Annotated in this window: 15 protein-coding genes and 2 pseudogenes; 10 read left to right on the forward strand and 7 right to left on the reverse strand. The window is 55.5% G+C overall.

The window, feature by feature from the left end; genetic code table 11:
* The first annotated feature begins 4 nt into the window (after nt 1–4).
* From GM30_RS11275 to coaD, 4 genes are all read left to right on the forward strand, one after another.
* The gene (locus GM30_RS11275) at nt 5–994 is read left to right on the forward strand and encodes a glycosyltransferase (RefSeq protein ID WP_049848699.1); all 990 of its coding nucleotides are present in this window, start codon (nt 5–7) and stop codon (nt 992–994) included.
* 65 nt (nt 995–1,059) lie between these two features.
* A complete protein-coding gene (gene waaA / locus GM30_RS11280) occupies nt 1,060–2,334 on the forward strand; it encodes a lipid IV(A) 3-deoxy-D-manno-octulosonic acid transferase (RefSeq protein WP_049848700.1) in 1,275 nt (424 codons plus the stop codon).
* Nucleotides 2,334–3,110 carry a glycosyltransferase family 2 protein gene (locus GM30_RS11285; RefSeq protein WP_049848701.1) on the forward strand — a complete coding sequence of 259 codons (777 nt, stop codon included), beginning with the start codon at nt 2,334–2,336 and terminating at the stop codon, nt 3,108–3,110. Before waaA ends, GM30_RS11285 begins: the two co-directional genes overlap by 1 nt.
* Before the next feature lie 2 nt (nt 3,111–3,112).
* On the forward strand, nt 3,113–3,592 hold the full coding sequence (gene coaD / locus GM30_RS11290; RefSeq protein ID WP_049848702.1) for a pantetheine-phosphate adenylyltransferase: 480 nt from the start codon (nt 3,113–3,115) through the stop codon (nt 3,590–3,592).
* Here coaD and mutM read toward each other — a convergent pair whose 3' ends face one another.
* The 4 genes from mutM to radC all read right to left on the reverse strand — a co-directional run bounded on the left by mutM (nt 3,593) and on the right by radC (nt 5,779).
* The gene (gene mutM / locus GM30_RS11295; protein ID WP_049848703.1) at nt 3,593–4,402 is read right to left on the reverse strand and encodes a bifunctional DNA-formamidopyrimidine glycosylase/DNA-(apurinic or apyrimidinic site) lyase; all 810 of its coding nucleotides are present in this window, start codon (nt 4,400–4,402) and stop codon (nt 3,593–3,595) included.
* A gap of 68 nt (nt 4,403–4,470) precedes the next feature.
* Nucleotides 4,471–4,638, reverse strand: a complete 168-nt coding sequence (gene rpmG / locus GM30_RS11300) for a 50S ribosomal protein L33 (RefSeq protein WP_003024094.1) — start codon at nt 4,636–4,638, stop codon at nt 4,471–4,473.
* Nucleotides 4,639–4,660: 22 nt separating this feature from the next.
* A complete protein-coding gene (gene rpmB, locus GM30_RS11305; RefSeq protein ID WP_002436699.1) occupies nt 4,661–4,897 on the reverse strand; it encodes a 50S ribosomal protein L28 in 237 nt (78 codons plus the stop codon).
* Between the two features lie 216 nt (nt 4,898–5,113).
* The gene (radC, locus tag GM30_RS11310) at nt 5,114–5,779 is read right to left on the reverse strand and encodes a RadC family protein (RefSeq protein WP_049848704.1); all 666 of its coding nucleotides are present in this window, start codon (nt 5,777–5,779) and stop codon (nt 5,114–5,116) included.
* Nucleotides 5,780–5,953: 174 nt separating this feature from the next.
* Between radC and coaBC the strand changes: the two are divergent.
* The 3 genes and pseudogenes from coaBC (at nt 5,954) to slmA (ending at nt 8,115) form a co-directional block, all read left to right on the forward strand.
* Nucleotides 5,954–6,970 (forward strand): annotated as a pseudogene (gene coaBC, locus GM30_RS26150) (bifunctional phosphopantothenoylcysteine decarboxylase/phosphopantothenate--cysteine ligase CoaBC).
* Nucleotides 6,948–7,406, forward strand: coding sequence for a dUTP diphosphatase (dut, locus tag GM30_RS11320; RefSeq protein WP_049848705.1), 459 nt, complete (start codon nt 6,948–6,950; stop codon nt 7,404–7,406). Before coaBC ends, dut begins: the two are co-directional and overlap by 23 nt.
* 112 nt (nt 7,407–7,518) lie before the next feature.
* Nucleotides 7,519–8,115: a nucleoid occlusion factor SlmA gene (gene slmA / locus GM30_RS11325; protein ID WP_049848706.1), complete on the forward strand. Its 597-nt coding sequence runs from the start codon at nt 7,519–7,521 to the stop codon at nt 8,113–8,115.
* Nucleotides 8,116–8,159: 44 nt separating this feature from the next.
* Here slmA and pyrE read toward each other — a convergent pair whose 3' ends face one another.
* Nucleotides 8,160–8,801: an orotate phosphoribosyltransferase gene (gene pyrE, locus GM30_RS11330; protein WP_049848707.1), complete on the reverse strand. Its 642-nt coding sequence runs from the start codon at nt 8,799–8,801 to the stop codon at nt 8,160–8,162.
* Between the two features lie 62 nt (nt 8,802–8,863).
* Entirely contained in the window at nt 8,864–9,580 is a 717-nt protein-coding gene (gene rph / locus GM30_RS11335; protein WP_049848708.1) for a ribonuclease PH, read from the reverse strand.
* Between the two features lie 126 nt (nt 9,581–9,706).
* Between rph and GM30_RS11340 the strand changes: the two genes are divergently transcribed.
* On the forward strand, nt 9,707–10,570 hold the full coding sequence (locus GM30_RS11340) for a YicC/YloC family endoribonuclease (protein WP_049848709.1): 864 nt from the start codon (nt 9,707–9,709) through the stop codon (nt 10,568–10,570).
* A 190-nt stretch (nt 10,571–10,760) separates the two neighbouring features.
* Nucleotides 10,761–11,378, forward strand: a complete 618-nt coding sequence (locus GM30_RS11345; protein ID WP_049848710.1) for a trimeric intracellular cation channel family protein — start codon at nt 10,761–10,763, stop codon at nt 11,376–11,378.
* Here the strand turns inward: GM30_RS11345 and ligB are convergent.
* Nucleotides 11,372–12,878, reverse strand: a pseudogene (gene ligB / locus GM30_RS11350) (NAD-dependent DNA ligase LigB). The gene GM30_RS11345 and the pseudogene ligB sit on opposite strands and share 7 nt — an antisense overlap.
* Before the next feature lie 258 nt (nt 12,879–13,136).
* On the opposite strand from ligB, the gene gmk reads away from it, so the two are divergent.
* A complete protein-coding gene (gene gmk / locus GM30_RS11355) occupies nt 13,137–13,760 on the forward strand; it encodes a guanylate kinase (RefSeq protein WP_049848711.1) in 624 nt (207 codons plus the stop codon).
* Nucleotides 13,761–13,812 lie beyond the last annotated feature (52 nt).

Consider the following 13,812-nt stretch of genomic DNA (forward strand, 5'->3'; position numbering starts at 1 on the left):
TTTTATGCAACTCCCGACATCACCACTGCTGAGTGTGGTTGTGGCCGTTTATAACGGCGAGGCTTTTTTAGATCAGTTTTTCTCCTGCTTAGTTGCGCAGAACATCGACAGCATGGAAGTCATCATTGTTAATGATGGTTCCACCGACGGCTCCATGAGCATTGTCGAAAAGTGGCGCGAGCAACTTCCGCACATGCAGGTGCTGGAGCAGGAGAACCAGGGCGTGTCCGCCGCGCGTAATACGGGGCTCGCGGTCGCCACCGGTCAGTACCTCTCGTTTCCTGATATTGATGATTATTTTAAACCTGGCATGTATCAGTGCCTGCTGGATCTGGCGCTGGCGAATACGCTGGATGTCGTTACCTGCAACGGCAACTACGTCTGGGAAAACGACAAAAAACCGTCGCGCCCCATTTTCCCGCTCGACAAGCTGCCTTCCACCGGTGTGATGACCGGTCCGGCCTGGCTGAAACAGGCGCTGGATTCTCGCAAATTCCTGCACGTGACCTGGCTGAACCTGTACCGCCACGACTTTATTCGCCAGCATAACTTCCACTTCGAGCCCGGCTTACGCCATCAGGATATTCCGTGGACCACCGAAGTGCTGCTGGCCGCCGAACGCGTGCAGTACACCAGCGAGCAGTTTTACGATTACTACATCCATTCCGCCTCGGTTTCCCATAAACCGGACACCGACGACACGCTGATCCGCTCCGCGCGGCATTACATGAAAATCCTGCAAATGCTGGATGCCATCAACCAGCGCTACCCGGACAAAGTCAGCCGCATTCCGGCCTGCCACTGGCAAATAGCCAAGGAAGGGCTGGGGATCATCCACACCTTCGACAATATGAAAGATGAACAGAAGAAGGCGATGATCATTCGGGAATTCTTTGAACGTGGCATCTGGAAACTGATCTGGAAGAGTGCAAAAAGTCCGCGACTGCGCTGGCGGCTGGGTCGTCGGTACTTTCGTTTGAAGCGTTATATTTAGGGAGTAGCTTTACTCCGGCTAAATGCTTAGAATTTGCCCGCTAAAACAGAAAACGGATAACACTCTTGGAATTGCTTTATACCACCCTGCTCTACCTTATTCAGCCGCTGGTCTGGTTGCGATTGCTGTTACGCAGCCGGAAAGCGCCCGCTTACAGAAAACGCTGGGCCGAACGGTACGGCTTTTGTAAAAACAAGGTGGCGCCGGGGGGTATTCTTCTGCATTCCGTGTCCGTCGGCGAAACGCTGGCGGCGATTCCGTTAGTGCGCGCGCTGCGCCACCGTTATCCGACGCTGCCGATTACCGTGACGACCATGACCCCGACGGGTTCCGAGCGCGCGATGTCTGCATTCGGCAAAGATGTTCACCATGTTTACCTGCCTTACGATCTTCCCTGCGCCATGAACCGTTTCCTCGACACCGTGCGACCTAAGCTGGTGATTGTGATGGAAACCGAGCTGTGGCCCAATATGGTCTCTGCGCTCAATAAGCGCAAAATTCCGCTGGTCATCGCCAACGCGCGCCTTTCTGAACGCTCGGCGAAAGGCTACGGCAAGCTGGGTAGCTTTATGCGCCGGCTGCTGAGCAAAATCACGCTGATCGCCGCACAAAACGAAGAAGACGGAAACCGTTTTCTCGCCCTGGGCCTGAAGCGCAATCAGTTAGCGATTACCGGCAGCCTGAAGTTCGATATCTCCGTGACGCCGGAGCTGGCCGCACGCGCTATCACGCTGCGCCGCCAGTGGGCGCCGCGCCGTCAGGTCTGGATTGCCACCAGCACCCACGACGGCGAAGAGCAAATTATTCTGCAGGCGCACAAAGCACTGCTGAAAAACTTCCCGGAACTCCTGCTGATACTGGTGCCGCGTCACCCGGAACGCTTCAACGATGCCCGACAGATGGTGCAAAAAGCGGGCATGACGTTCACAATGCGCAGCACTGGCGAGATCCCGTCCAGCGGCACGCAAGTCGTGATTGGCGACACGATGGGTGAACTGATGCTGTTATATGGCATTGCTGATTTAGCTTTCGTGGGCGGCAGCCTGGTGGAACGCGGCGGTCATAACCCGCTCGAGCCTGCGGCACATGCCATCCCGGTACTGATGGGGCCGCACACCTTCAACTTTAAAGATATCTGCGCTCGTCTTCAGGAGGCTGACGGTCTGATCACCGTGACCGATGAAGCCTCGCTGGTCAAAGAGGTCGCCAATCTGCTTACCGACGAAGATTATCGCCTGTGGTACGGCCGACACGCGGTTGAGGTGCTACACCAGAATCAGGGCGCGTTATCGCGTTTGCTGGAATTACTTCAACCTTACCTGCCTCAGCGGAGCCACTAATGTCCAGGCGCCTGTCGGTGGTGATGATCGCAAAAAACGCAGCCGACCTGCTTACGGAGTGCGTTTCCTCTGTTCGCTGGGCCGATGAAATCGTCCTGCTGGACTCCGGCAGCACCGATAATACCGTAGCACTGGCGCAAAGCCTCGGCGTAAAAGTCTATAGCCACACCGACTGGCAAGGCTACGGGCCTCAGCGCCAGCGCGCGCAATCATATGCTACCGGCGATTATGTTTTGATGATCGACACTGACGAGCGCGTCACGCCGGAACTCGCGCAGTCACTCCGTCAGGTGCTGGCCTCGCCGCAGCCCGGCGCGGTCTACAGCATTGCGCGGCAGAACTATTTCCTTGGTCGCTTTATGCGCCACAGCGGCTGGTATCCGGATCGCGTGATACGCTTGTATGAACGCGAGCGTTTTCAGTATAACGATAACCTTGTACACGAATCGCTCGATTGCCAGGATGCGCCGGTCATCGAACTGAAGGGTGATTTACGCCATCTGACCTGCCGTGATTTTGCCAGCTTCCAGCAAAAGCAGCTCGCGTATGCCACGGCATGGGCGAAGGAACGCCACCAGAAGGGCAAGCGCGTGACGCTTGCGGGGATCTTCGGTCATACGTTGGGTGCGTTTGTGAAAACGCTGGTGATTCGTGGCGGCGTGCTGGACGGCGCGCAGGGATGGTTACTGGCGATGGTCAATGCGCAGTATACTTTCAACAAATATACCGAGCTGTGGGCGTTAAACCGCGGCTACTCAGCGTCAGAGAAAGCGTAAACATGGCGACAAAAGCGATCTATCCTGGCACCTTCGACCCGATCACCAACGGGCATATCGATATCATCACCCGTGCGGCCTGTATGTTCGATACGGTGATCCTGGCGATTGCCGCCAGCCCGAGCAAAAAACCAATGTTCGACCTCGATGAGCGCGTGGCGCTGGCACAGCAGGCGACGTCGCATCTTGAAAACGTCGTCGTGATGGGGTTCAGCGATCTGATGGCCAACTTTGCCCGCGCACAACAGGCGAATATTCTGATCCGTGGGCTGCGGGCGGTTGCAGACTTTGAATACGAAATGCAGCTGGCGCACATGAACCGCCATCTGATGCCGGAGCTGGAAAGCGTTTTCCTGATGCCGTCAAAAGAGTGGTCGTTTATTTCATCGTCGCTGGTGAAAGAGGTCGCGCGCCATCAGGGTGACGTCACCCACTTCCTGCCTCCCAATGTGCATCAGGCGTTGCTGAAAAAACTCAAATAACTACTTCTGGCAACGGCGGCAATAAAACGTCGCGCGTTGGGCGTGTTTGCTGGCGATAATCGGCGTACCACACACGCGGCAGGGCTCGCCCTTGCGGCCATAGACCTGCAATTCCTGCGCAAAATAGCCCGGTTTGCCGTCGCTCTGCAGGAAGTCCTTCAGTGTGGTCCCACCCTGTTCAATCGACCGTAACAGCACGGTTTTTATTGCCTGCACCAGCAGTTCACACTCTTCACGCGACAGCGATGACGCCATGCGATCGGGATGAATACCGGCGGCAAACAGCGATTCGCTGGCATAGATGTTTCCCACGCCCACCACCAGCTTGTTATCCATCAGCCACGGCTTAATGGCGGTTTTCTTCTTCGCACATTTTTGCTGCAGGTAATCGCCATTGAACGCCTCGCTGAGCGGCTCCGGCCCGAGATGCGCCAGCACGTTATGCCCTTCCAGCTCTTTGGTCCACAGCCAGGCGCCAAAGCGGCGGGGATCGGTGTAGCGCAGCACTTTGCCATTGCTGAGTACCAGATCGACGTGGTCGTGTTTTTCGGCAGGAATATCTTCCGCGAGAATGCGAAGGCTGCCGGACATGCCCAGATGAATGATAATCCAGCCATCCGGCAGTTCGAGCAGCAGATATTTAGCGCGACGCTGAACGCTCAGCACCGGCTTATCGCTCAGGCTGTGGATCTCTTCGGAAACGGGCCAGCGCAGACGACCATTGCGCACCACGGCATGCAATATGGTGGCTCCCACCAGATGCGGTTCGATACCGCGACGGCTGGTTTCTACCTCAGGTAATTCCGGCATGGTTCATTCTCCTGGCCCTGAAAACAGAAAACCCCGCCGGAGCGAGGTTTTCGTACAATCCACTAAAATTATTTGATTTTAGCTTCTTTGTAAAGAACGTGCTGACGGACAACTGGATCGAATTTTTTCAGTTCCAGTTTTTCCGGCTTAGTACGTTTGTTCTTCGTGGTGGTGTAGAAGTGACCTGTACCAGCAGAAGAAACCAGCTTGATCTTCTCACGAATACCTTTAGCCATGATTTATTTCCTCTTTAAGTACTTAGTACTTTTCGCCACGGGCACGCAGTTCAGACAGAACTGTATCGATGCCTTTCTTATCAATAACACGCATACCTTTAGCAGATACGCGCAGGGTGACAAAACGCTTCTCGCTCTCAACCCAGAAACGGTGAGAGTGCAGGTTCGGCAGGAAACGGCGTTTAGTCGCGTTCAGTGCGTGGGAACGGTTGTTACCGGTCACCGGACGCTTGCCAGTAACTTGGCAGACTCGGGACATGTCTATTCTCCAAAAATCAAATTAGCTCGAGCTTCGTATGGGGTATTGGCGCCTCGTCAGGCTTTACAGCCTGGTTATCGCAGTTCAATGTGAACTCTCGATTGCCAGGCCCAAATGCCAAACCCGAGATTCTCAAAGGTGGCGTAGTATACGCTGAGTCGGCGGTGTGCTCAAGTCCCGAACAGACAAAGATCCCGATGGATCGCGCGATCGGCGCTAAATCCAGCCGCGTTCTGCAAACGAAACCGACTCTCCGCGGCCAATCACCAGATGGTCGAGAACACGTATCTCCATGAAATGGCAACATTTCATAATTTTCGCGGTGATTATTCTATCCGCTTTGCTCGGTTCTGCCAAACCTGAAGGATGATTATGGGCAAGGATCAGCGACGAGGCGTTCACTTTGATGGCTTCTCGTACAATTTCCCGTGGATAAACGTGAACATGGCTGAACGTTCCGGTAAAAAGACGGCTGTGCTTAATCACCTGGTTCTGGTTATCAAGAAAGATCACCAGAAAGATCTCGCGCTCCTCATCCGCCAGCTGACTTTGCACAAACTCCCGCGCCATGTCCGGACTGGACAGCGAATTTTCCTCCTGCACCCGCGTGTTGTAGTAGCGTTTCGCCAGCTCGGCAATCCCTTTCAACTGAGCGTACGTGGCAACGCCCATGCCGTACACCTCGGTGATTTCTTTCCTGTCCGCCGACAGTAATCCATAGAGCGAGCCAAAGTGTTGCAGCAGTTCCAGCGACCAGCTCATGACATCTTTCCCGCGCGTTCCGGTACGCAAAAAGAGCGCCAGCAGCTCAACGTCCGACAACGCTTCAATGCCGCTACGCAGCATTTTTTCCCGCGGCATGGTGTATTCCATTGTTTCCATTATTGCTCCTTTTTCACCTTGCGCCGGAGGATCGCACACTCCACGACGCTCACCGACAGGCTTCTTTCCGTCTTGCGTAGCGCCTCGCAAAGTGGAACCGCCACAAGCGCACGACCTCGAAAGGATTGTGATAAAATGCCCCACTCTGGTTTACCCCAACAGGAAAGAATCATGATGAGCCTGGCCGGTAAGAAAATTGTTCTTGGCGTGAGCGGCGGTATCGCGGCATATAAAGCGCCTGAACTGGTGCGTCGTCTTCGCGAACGCGGCGCTGAGGTGCGTGTCGCCATGACCGACGCAGCAAAAGCGTTTATCACGCCGATGAGTCTGCAGGCGGTCTCGGGTTACCCGGTATCCGACAGCCTGCTGGATCCGGCCGCAGAAGCCGCGATGGGCCATATCGAACTCGGTAAGCCCCGGCCACGGCGGATTTAATTGCCCGTGTCGCTGCCGGCATGGCCAACGATCTGGTCTCTACAATTTGCCTGGCGACGCCGTCACCGGTGGCCGTGGTTCCGGCGATGAATCAGCAGATGTATCGCGCTGCCGCGACTCAGCACAATCTCTCCGTGCTGGCCTCCCGCGGTGTGCTGCTGTGGGGCCCGGACAGCGGCAGCCAGGCGTGCGGCGACGTAGGCCCGGGCCGTATGCTCGACCCGCTGATGATTGTCGACATGGCTGCGGCGCATTTCTCGCCTGTCAACGATCTGCAACATCTCAACATCATGATTACCGCTGGTCCCACCCGCGAGCCGCTGGATCCGGTGCGTTACATCACCAATCACAGCTCCGGGAAAATGGGGTTTGCGATTGCCGCCGCCGCCGCTAAACGCGGCGCTAACGTGACGCTGGTCAGCGGCCCCGTATCGCTGCCGACGCCGCCGTTTGTGCAGCGGGGAGACGTCACNCGTGGCCGCGCTGACCCAGCACCGCCCCTTTGTCGTAGGATTTGCCGCAGAAACAAATAATGTGGAAGAATACGCGCGGCAAAAACGCGCCCGCAAAAACCTCGATCTGATTTGCGCTAATGACGTATCGCAATCAAATCAGGGCTTTAACAGCGACAGCAACGCCCTGCATCTATTCTGGCAAGACGGAGATAAAATCCTGCCGCTTGAGCGCAAGGAGCTCCTGGGCCAACTATTACTGGACGAGATCGTTACCCGTTATGATGAAAAAAATCGACGTTAAGATTCTGGACCCGCGTATTGGCGAACAGTTTCCGCTGCCAACCTATGCCACCTCCGGCTCCGCCGGACTTGACCTGCGTGCCTGTCTCGATGACGCCGTAGAGCTGGCTCCGGGTGCCACCACGCTGCTGCCGACCGGTCTGGCTATTCATATCGCCGATCCTTCGCTGGCGGCGGTCATCCTGCCGCGTTCCGGCCTCGGCCATAAGCACGGTATCGTGCTCGGCAATCTCGTTGGCCTGATCGATTCTGATTACCAGGGCCAGCTGATGGTGTCCGTGTGGAACCGTGGCCAGGACAGTTTCACTATCCAGCCAGGCGAGCGTGTCGCACAAATGGTCTTTGTGCCCGTCGTACAGGCAGAGTTTAATCTGGTGGAAGAATTCGACGTGACCGATCGCGGCGAAGGTGGTTTCGGCCATTCCGGGCGCCACTAAACAACCACGACACACAGCGTAATAATGCTAAAACAAGCCGCAAACACGTGTTTGCGGTCGCTGTGTGGATGGCTGCCCGGTAATTGTTTATTTTTCAGGGGTATTTTAGAACATGGCAGAAAAACAAACTGCGAAAAGGAACCGTCGCGAAGAAATACTTCAGTCTCTGGCGCTCATGCTGGAATCCAGCGATGGCAGTCAACGCATCACCACCGCAAAACTGGCGGCTTCCGTCGGGGTTTCCGAAGCGGCGTTGTATCGTCATTTTCCCAGCAAAACCCGCATGTTCGATAGCCTCATTGAGTTTATCGAAGACACCCTGACAACCCGCATTAACCTGATCATGAAAGACGAGAAAGACACTGCCGCGCGCGTGCGTCTTATCGTGCTGCTGGTGCTTGGCTTTGGTGAACGCAACCCGGGACTCACCCGTATTCTCACCGGTCACGCGCTGATGTTTGAACAGGACAGGCTGCAGGGCAGAATTAATCAGCTTTTCGAACGCATTGAAGCGCAACTGCGTCAGGTGTTAAGAGAAAAGAAAATGCGTGAAGGTGAAGGGTATCAGACTGACGAAACGCTGCTGGCCAGCCAGCTGTTGGCGTTTTGCGAAGGGATGCTCTCACGTTTTGTGCGCAGCGAATTTAAATATCGCCCGACGGATGACTTTGACGCCCGCTGGCCGCTCCTCGCCGCACAACTGCAGTAAATACTGGCCCGGTAAGCACTTGCCACCGGGCAGCTCTGTTCGACTTACACCCCAAACGCTTCGCGATACGCCCGCACCGCCGCCAGATGTTCCGCCATTTCAGGCTTCTCTTCCAGATATGCAATCAGATCTTTCAACGTGATGATGGAAATCACGCCGCAACCGTAATCGCGCTCGACTTCCTGAATCGCAGAAATATCACCGCGACCGCGTTCCTGACGGTCCAGCGAAATTAACACGCCAGCCAGCGTTGCGCCGTTGGCCTGAATAATTTCCATGGATTCACGGATCGCCGTTCCCGCTGTAATCACATCATCCACCAGCATAACGCGGCCCTGCAACGGGCTGCCAACCAGGTTTCCGCCTTCGCCGTGATCTTTGGCTTCTTTACGGTTAAAGCAATACGGATAGTCACGGTCGTGATGCTCCGCCAGCGCAACGGCGGTGGTGGTCGCAATAGGGATCCCTTTGTATGCCGGCCCAAACAGCAGGTCAAAATCAATGCCGGAATCCACTAACGCTTCTGCATAGAAACGGCCTAACAGTGCCAGATCGCGCCCGGTATTAAACAGCCCGGCGTTGAAGAAATAAGGGCTCTTACGCCCGGATTTCAGCGTAAATTCGCCAAACTTCAGTACCTGCTTGCCAAGCGCAAATTCAATAAACTGACGCTGATAGGATTTCATGGATTCGCTCCTCATCTCACTTAATAACAGACAAAAAAAAGGGCGACTACGTCGCCCTGAAATCAATTTTCTAACGCCGCTTTCTGCGTCGCTACAATGGATTCAATTCCCCCTCTGGCCAGCGCCAGCAAGGTGAGAAGTTCTTCGTGAGTGAACGGCTCACCTTCGGCCGTGCCCTGCACCTCAATGATGCGCCCGTCTTCGGTCATCACCACGTTCATGTCGGTTTCAGCGGCGGAATCTTCAACATACTCCAGATCGCAGACGGCTTCGCCATCCACAATCCCGACAGACACCGCAGCGACCATCCCTTTCATCGGGTTGGTTTTGAGTTTACCTGCCACCACCAGTTTATTCAGCGCATCCGCCAGCGCCACGCAGGCACCGGTAATCGACGCGGTACGGGTGCCGCCATCGGCCTGAATTACGTCACAGTCGAGGGTAATGGTGAATTCACCAAGCGTTTTCAGATCCACCGCCGCACGCAGCGCACGGGCGATCAGTCGCTGTATTTCCATGGTGCGGCCACCCTGCTTGCCTTTTGCGGCTTCGCGGGCGTTACGGGTATGGGTCGCACGCGGCAGCATGCCGTATTCGGCGGTGATCCAGCCTTGCCCCTGGCCTTTCAGGAAACGCGGAACGCCTTCTTCGATTGAGGCAGTACACAGCACTTTGGTGTCGCCAAATTCGACAAGCACGGAGCCTTCAGCGTGTTTTGTATAGTTACGGGTCAGGGTTACGGGGCGCACCTGATGAGCGCTACGACCTGCTGGACGCATGATGTTTTCTCCGGCGTGAAACGAATGTGGCTGCGCATTATACGGATTAAACGCGCTTATTCCTATCCCGTGCGGTCCCGGAAAGCTATAATCCCCCCATCTCTCCGACAAAAAACGGGAACGTCTATGATCCGCAGTATGACCGCCTATGCCCGGCGTGAAATCAAGGGTGAGTGGGGCACTGCCGCGTGGGAACTGCGCTCGGTAAACCAACGTTATCTGGAAACCTATTTTCGTCTGCCGGAACAATTCCGCAGCCTTGAGCCGGTGGTGCGTGAACGCATCCGTGCCCGCCTGACGCGCGGAAAAATCGAATGTAACCTGCGTTTTGAACCTGACGCCAGCGCGCAAGGGGAATTGATCCTCAACGAAAAACTGGCTAAACAGCTGGTCAGCGCCGCGAACTGGGTCAAAATGCAGAGCGATGAAGGCGAAATCGATCCGGTCGATATTCTGCGCTGGCCGGGCGTGATGGCCGCTCAGGAACAGGATCTGGACGCTATCGCCGCAGAAATCCTCAAGGCGCTGGACGGCGCGCTGGATGATTTCATTGTCGCCCGCGAAACCGAAGGTCAGGCGTTGAAAGCGCTGATCGAACAGCGACTGGAAGGCGTAAGCACCGAAGTCAGCAAAGTCCGCGGTCATATGCCGGAAATCCTGCAGTGGCAGCGCGACCGCCTGGTAGCGAAGCTGGAAGAGGCGGAAGTGCAGCTGGAAAACAACCGTCTGGAGCAGGAACTGGTGCTAATGGCACAGCGTATCGACGTTGCCGAAGAGCTCGATCGCCTGGAAGCGCACGTAAAAGAAACCTATAACATCCTGAAGAAAAAAGAAGCGGTCGGTCGCCGTCTCGACTTCATGATGCAGGAATTCAACCGCGAATCGAACACCCTGGCGTCAAAATCTATCAATGCGGAAGTCACCAACTCCGCCATCGAGCTGAAAGTGCTGATCGAGCAAATGCGCGAGCAAATTCAGAATATCGAGTAAGATTCAGGTACGTTCAGAACATAAATCATCATCTCTAAGTCCGCATCATTGCGGACTTTTTAACTTCAGCACTAAACCCCTCGACAAAATACATTAGAAATACTTATCCGAAACGCGTCGCGTGAGAAAATCTCAATCGTGATCGCGCGCGCAAACCGCTAAGCTGCCGCCATCGTTGACGGGAGCAAGCATGCTGCTACATATACTTTATTTAATCGGTATCACCGCGGAAGCGATGACCGGGGCGCTGGCCGCGGGTCGTCGTCGCATGGATACCTTTGGTGTCATGATTATTGCTACTGCCACCGCCCTTGGTGGAGGCTCCGTTCGCGATATCCTGCTGGGACATTACCCGCTGGGTTGGGTGAAGCACCCCGAATACGTCATCATTGTCGCCACCGCCGCTGTGTTAACGACTATTTTCGCTCCTGTCATGCCCCATCTTCGCCGCCTTTTTCTGGTACTGGACGCGCTGGGCCTGGTGGTGTTTTCCATTATCGGCGCGCAAATTGCGCTGGATATGGGTGAAGGCCCGGTTATCGCCACTATCGCCGCAGTGGTTACTGGCGTGTTTGGCGGCGTACTGCGCGACATGTTCTGCAAACGCATCCCGCTAGTGTTTCAAAAAGAGCTGTATGCGGGCATTTCGTTTGCCTCTGCAGTGCTGTACATCGCGCTGCAACATTACGTCAGTAGCCACGACGTGGTGGTGATTTCGACACTGCTGTTCGGTTTCACTGCGCGCCTGCTGGCGCTGCGCCTGAAGCTGGGCTTGCCCGTGTTTGACTACAAGCACAACGCTCACTGAACAGAAAATCCGTCGATCTTCTGCTCGCTCAGCCATTTTGCGAGCAGGCTTACCGCGTCGCTGTTAAGCCATTGCCGGATTCGCGTTGCCCGTTGTGCCCCGGTGCCGGGCAACGCTTGCCACTCCGCTTCACTTTTCGCCAGCAATTGTTGCCAGTTCACACCGGCAATGCTGTTCAGGGTTTCCTGACTGAGCGGGATCCCCATCGCCGTAATCCAGCGCCTGAAAGGCTGATTCCGCGCCAGGTTAAAGCGGTGCCACAGCTGCAATCCTCGGCCAGTGCCTAACCCCGGCGTGGCCTGTAGCTGCTCCTGCGTCAGTACCAGCCAGGAAAAGAGATGACTGAAATGATGAGTGCGGTGCAACGTCTGCCAGGTCGCCGCGCCAATGCCGTCGATGTCCAGCGCCTGTGACGAACTGCTCCAGACCAGCCGCGACAGAAACTGCGCTTCGCACTCGGGGCTTGAAAAATAACAGGTTAACGGCGTGAAGCGCCCGGCAGGCGGCTCTGGCTTGTGGCGTTCGGCGCTGCGCCAGACCACGCTGTCAATCCGTGGGATACCTTGCCCGGCAAGACTAACCTGCACCTGATCGCCCGGCGCGAGATCCAGTTGCTGCCAGCGATTCACTGAGCCAATGTTTACCCGCTGCACGCGCTTATCATCCAGCTGGATGGGGTCGAGTTGTGCAACGACGGCAATTTTCCCGGTGCGCCCTACGGCAAAGTTGACCGCTTTGACCTCTGCAACCTGCGCCACAGGCGGATATTTCCAGGCCACAATCCAGCGCTCCTGTCCCGGTAACCAGTGCTTGCCTGACGGCTCCGACGCCTCCCTCACCACGACCCCGTCAGTCACAAACGGCAGCGGCGAGTTAAACCAGCGAGCGCGCTGCGCTTCAACCTGCATAGCCGTGGTAGCGGGCAACGAATACTGAAAAACCCAGTCAAAACCGGCGTCACGCAACAGCGCCAGTCGTTGAGACATACTTTTTGGGCCATCCGGCCACGCCCAGACGAACAACGACAGCGCCTGCAGCGATTCCGGCGTGCTCTTACGCATCATCGCACCAGCCACTTTCGCTCTGGNNCGCGCCGTAAAAACAGTTCGCCCTGCAACACGCTGTTTGCCAGCGCTCCACTCACGGTTTGTGGAACGGCAGGAATAAGCCGGACGCGCGCCGTCCAGTCTTCACCTTTGAGCCCGTCTCCCCGGCTGATCGCCTGAGCCAGTTTGCCCTCGCGATAGACCAGCGTCACGGCAACGCCATCGACTTTTGGCTGGAGCCATAAATCAGATTTGCCCTTCATCCAGCCAGACAGCGCTGCGGCATCCGGGAGCTTTTTCACANTCCCTGCGTCCAGTACGCGTCGTTCCACTGTGTTATCTGCTCGCTCAGCCGCGCGATTTCTTCATCAGCCCGTGCGGTCGACCAGACAGGACATGCCGCGCTCACCGAACCGCAGACCATAAACACCAGCAACCATCCCCATTTCGCCATCGTTTCACCTCCCTTCCAGGCAACTCTGCGGATTTAACGCCTTGATTTGTTTTATGGCGACGCGTGATGTTGAACGTTGCGTAGCGAATTCCAGGGTTTTCGCGTTGTTGCAGTAACTCACCATGAATTCGGGAAAACGGCTCGCAAAATGCAATTAACTGCCGTAAAAAGTGTGACAAAAGCTACGTCACCCGAGCGCGGCGTGTATAATAGGCTCGTATGTAGACTTCTCTCGATAACCACATACAAAAGACTCTCATGGCTCAAGGCACGCTATATATTGTTTCTGCCCCCAGTGGCGCGGGTAAATCCAGCCTGATTCAGGCGCTGTTAAAAACCCAACCGTTGTACGACACCCAGGTTTCTGTTTCACATACCACGCGCGCGCCGCGTCCGGGTGAAGTGCACGGCGAACATTATTTCTTCATCAATCATGATGAATTCCGTCATATGATTGGCAAAGACGCGTTTCTTGAGCACGCAGAAGTTTTTGGTAACTATTACGGCACCTCTCGTGAAACCATCGAGCAGGTATTAGCCTCTGGCGTGGACGTCTTCCTGGATATCGACTGGCAAGGCGCACTGCAAATTCGTCAGAAAATGCCCAACGCGCGCAGTATATTTATTCTGCCGCCCTCGAAAGAGGAGCTGGATCGCCGGTTGCGTGGGCGCGGTCAGGATAGCGAAGAGGTGATCGCGAAACGTATGGCGCAAGCAGTTGCAGAAATGAGCCATTACGCGGAATATGATTACCTTATTGTGAACGATGATTTCGACACCGCGTTGGGCGATCTGAAAACCATCATTCGCGCTGAACGTCTGCGCATGAGCCGCCAAAAGCAGCGACATGACGCTTTAATCAGCAAACTATTGGCAGACTGAACCCACTTTCAGTATCATGCCCAGTCATTTCTTCACCTGTGGAGCATTTTAA

The sequence above is a fragment of the Trabulsiella odontotermitis genome (genome assembly GCF_001188485.1).
Lineage (GTDB): Bacteria > Pseudomonadota > Gammaproteobacteria > Enterobacterales > Enterobacteriaceae > Trabulsiella > Trabulsiella odontotermitis_A.

Excerpts from the sequence above, each read along its gene's own strand:
- GM30_RS11275 (WP_049848699.1), top strand. The coding sequence starts at position 5 with ATGCAACTCCCGACATCACCACTGCTGAGTGTGGTTGTGGCCGTTTAT.
- GM30_RS11285 (WP_049848701.1), top strand. The coding sequence starts at position 2,334 with ATGTCCAGGCGCCTGTCGGTGGTGATGATCGCAAAAAACGCAGCCGAC.
- coaD (WP_049848702.1), top strand. The coding sequence starts at position 3,113 with ATGGCGACAAAAGCGATCTATCCTGGCACCTTCGACCCGATCACCAAC.
- mutM (WP_049848703.1), bottom strand. The coding sequence starts at position 4,402 with ATGCCGGAATTACCTGAGGTAGAAACCAGCCGTCGCGGTATCGAACCG.
- rpmG (WP_003024094.1), bottom strand. The coding sequence starts at position 4,638 with ATGGCTAAAGGTATTCGTGAGAAGATCAAGCTGGTTTCTTCTGCTGGT.
- rpmB (WP_002436699.1), bottom strand. The coding sequence starts at position 4,897 with ATGTCCCGAGTCTGCCAAGTTACTGGCAAGCGTCCGGTGACCGGTAAC.
- radC (WP_049848704.1), bottom strand. The coding sequence starts at position 5,779 with ATGGAAACAATGGAATACACCATGCCGCGGGAAAAAATGCTGCGTAGC.
- dut (WP_049848705.1), top strand. The coding sequence starts at position 6,948 with ATGATGAAAAAAATCGACGTTAAGATTCTGGACCCGCGTATTGGCGAA.
- slmA (WP_049848706.1), top strand. The coding sequence starts at position 7,519 with ATGGCAGAAAAACAAACTGCGAAAAGGAACCGTCGCGAAGAAATACTT.
- pyrE (WP_049848707.1), bottom strand. The coding sequence starts at position 8,801 with ATGAAATCCTATCAGCGTCAGTTTATTGAATTTGCGCTTGGCAAGCAG.
- rph (WP_049848708.1), bottom strand. The coding sequence starts at position 9,580 with ATGCGTCCAGCAGGTCGTAGCGCTCATCAGGTGCGCCCCGTAACCCTG.
- GM30_RS11340 (WP_049848709.1), top strand. The coding sequence starts at position 9,707 with ATGATCCGCAGTATGACCGCCTATGCCCGGCGTGAAATCAAGGGTGAG.
- GM30_RS11345 (WP_049848710.1), top strand. The coding sequence starts at position 10,761 with ATGCTGCTACATATACTTTATTTAATCGGTATCACCGCGGAAGCGATG.
- gmk (WP_049848711.1), top strand. The coding sequence starts at position 13,137 with ATGGCTCAAGGCACGCTATATATTGTTTCTGCCCCCAGTGGCGCGGGT.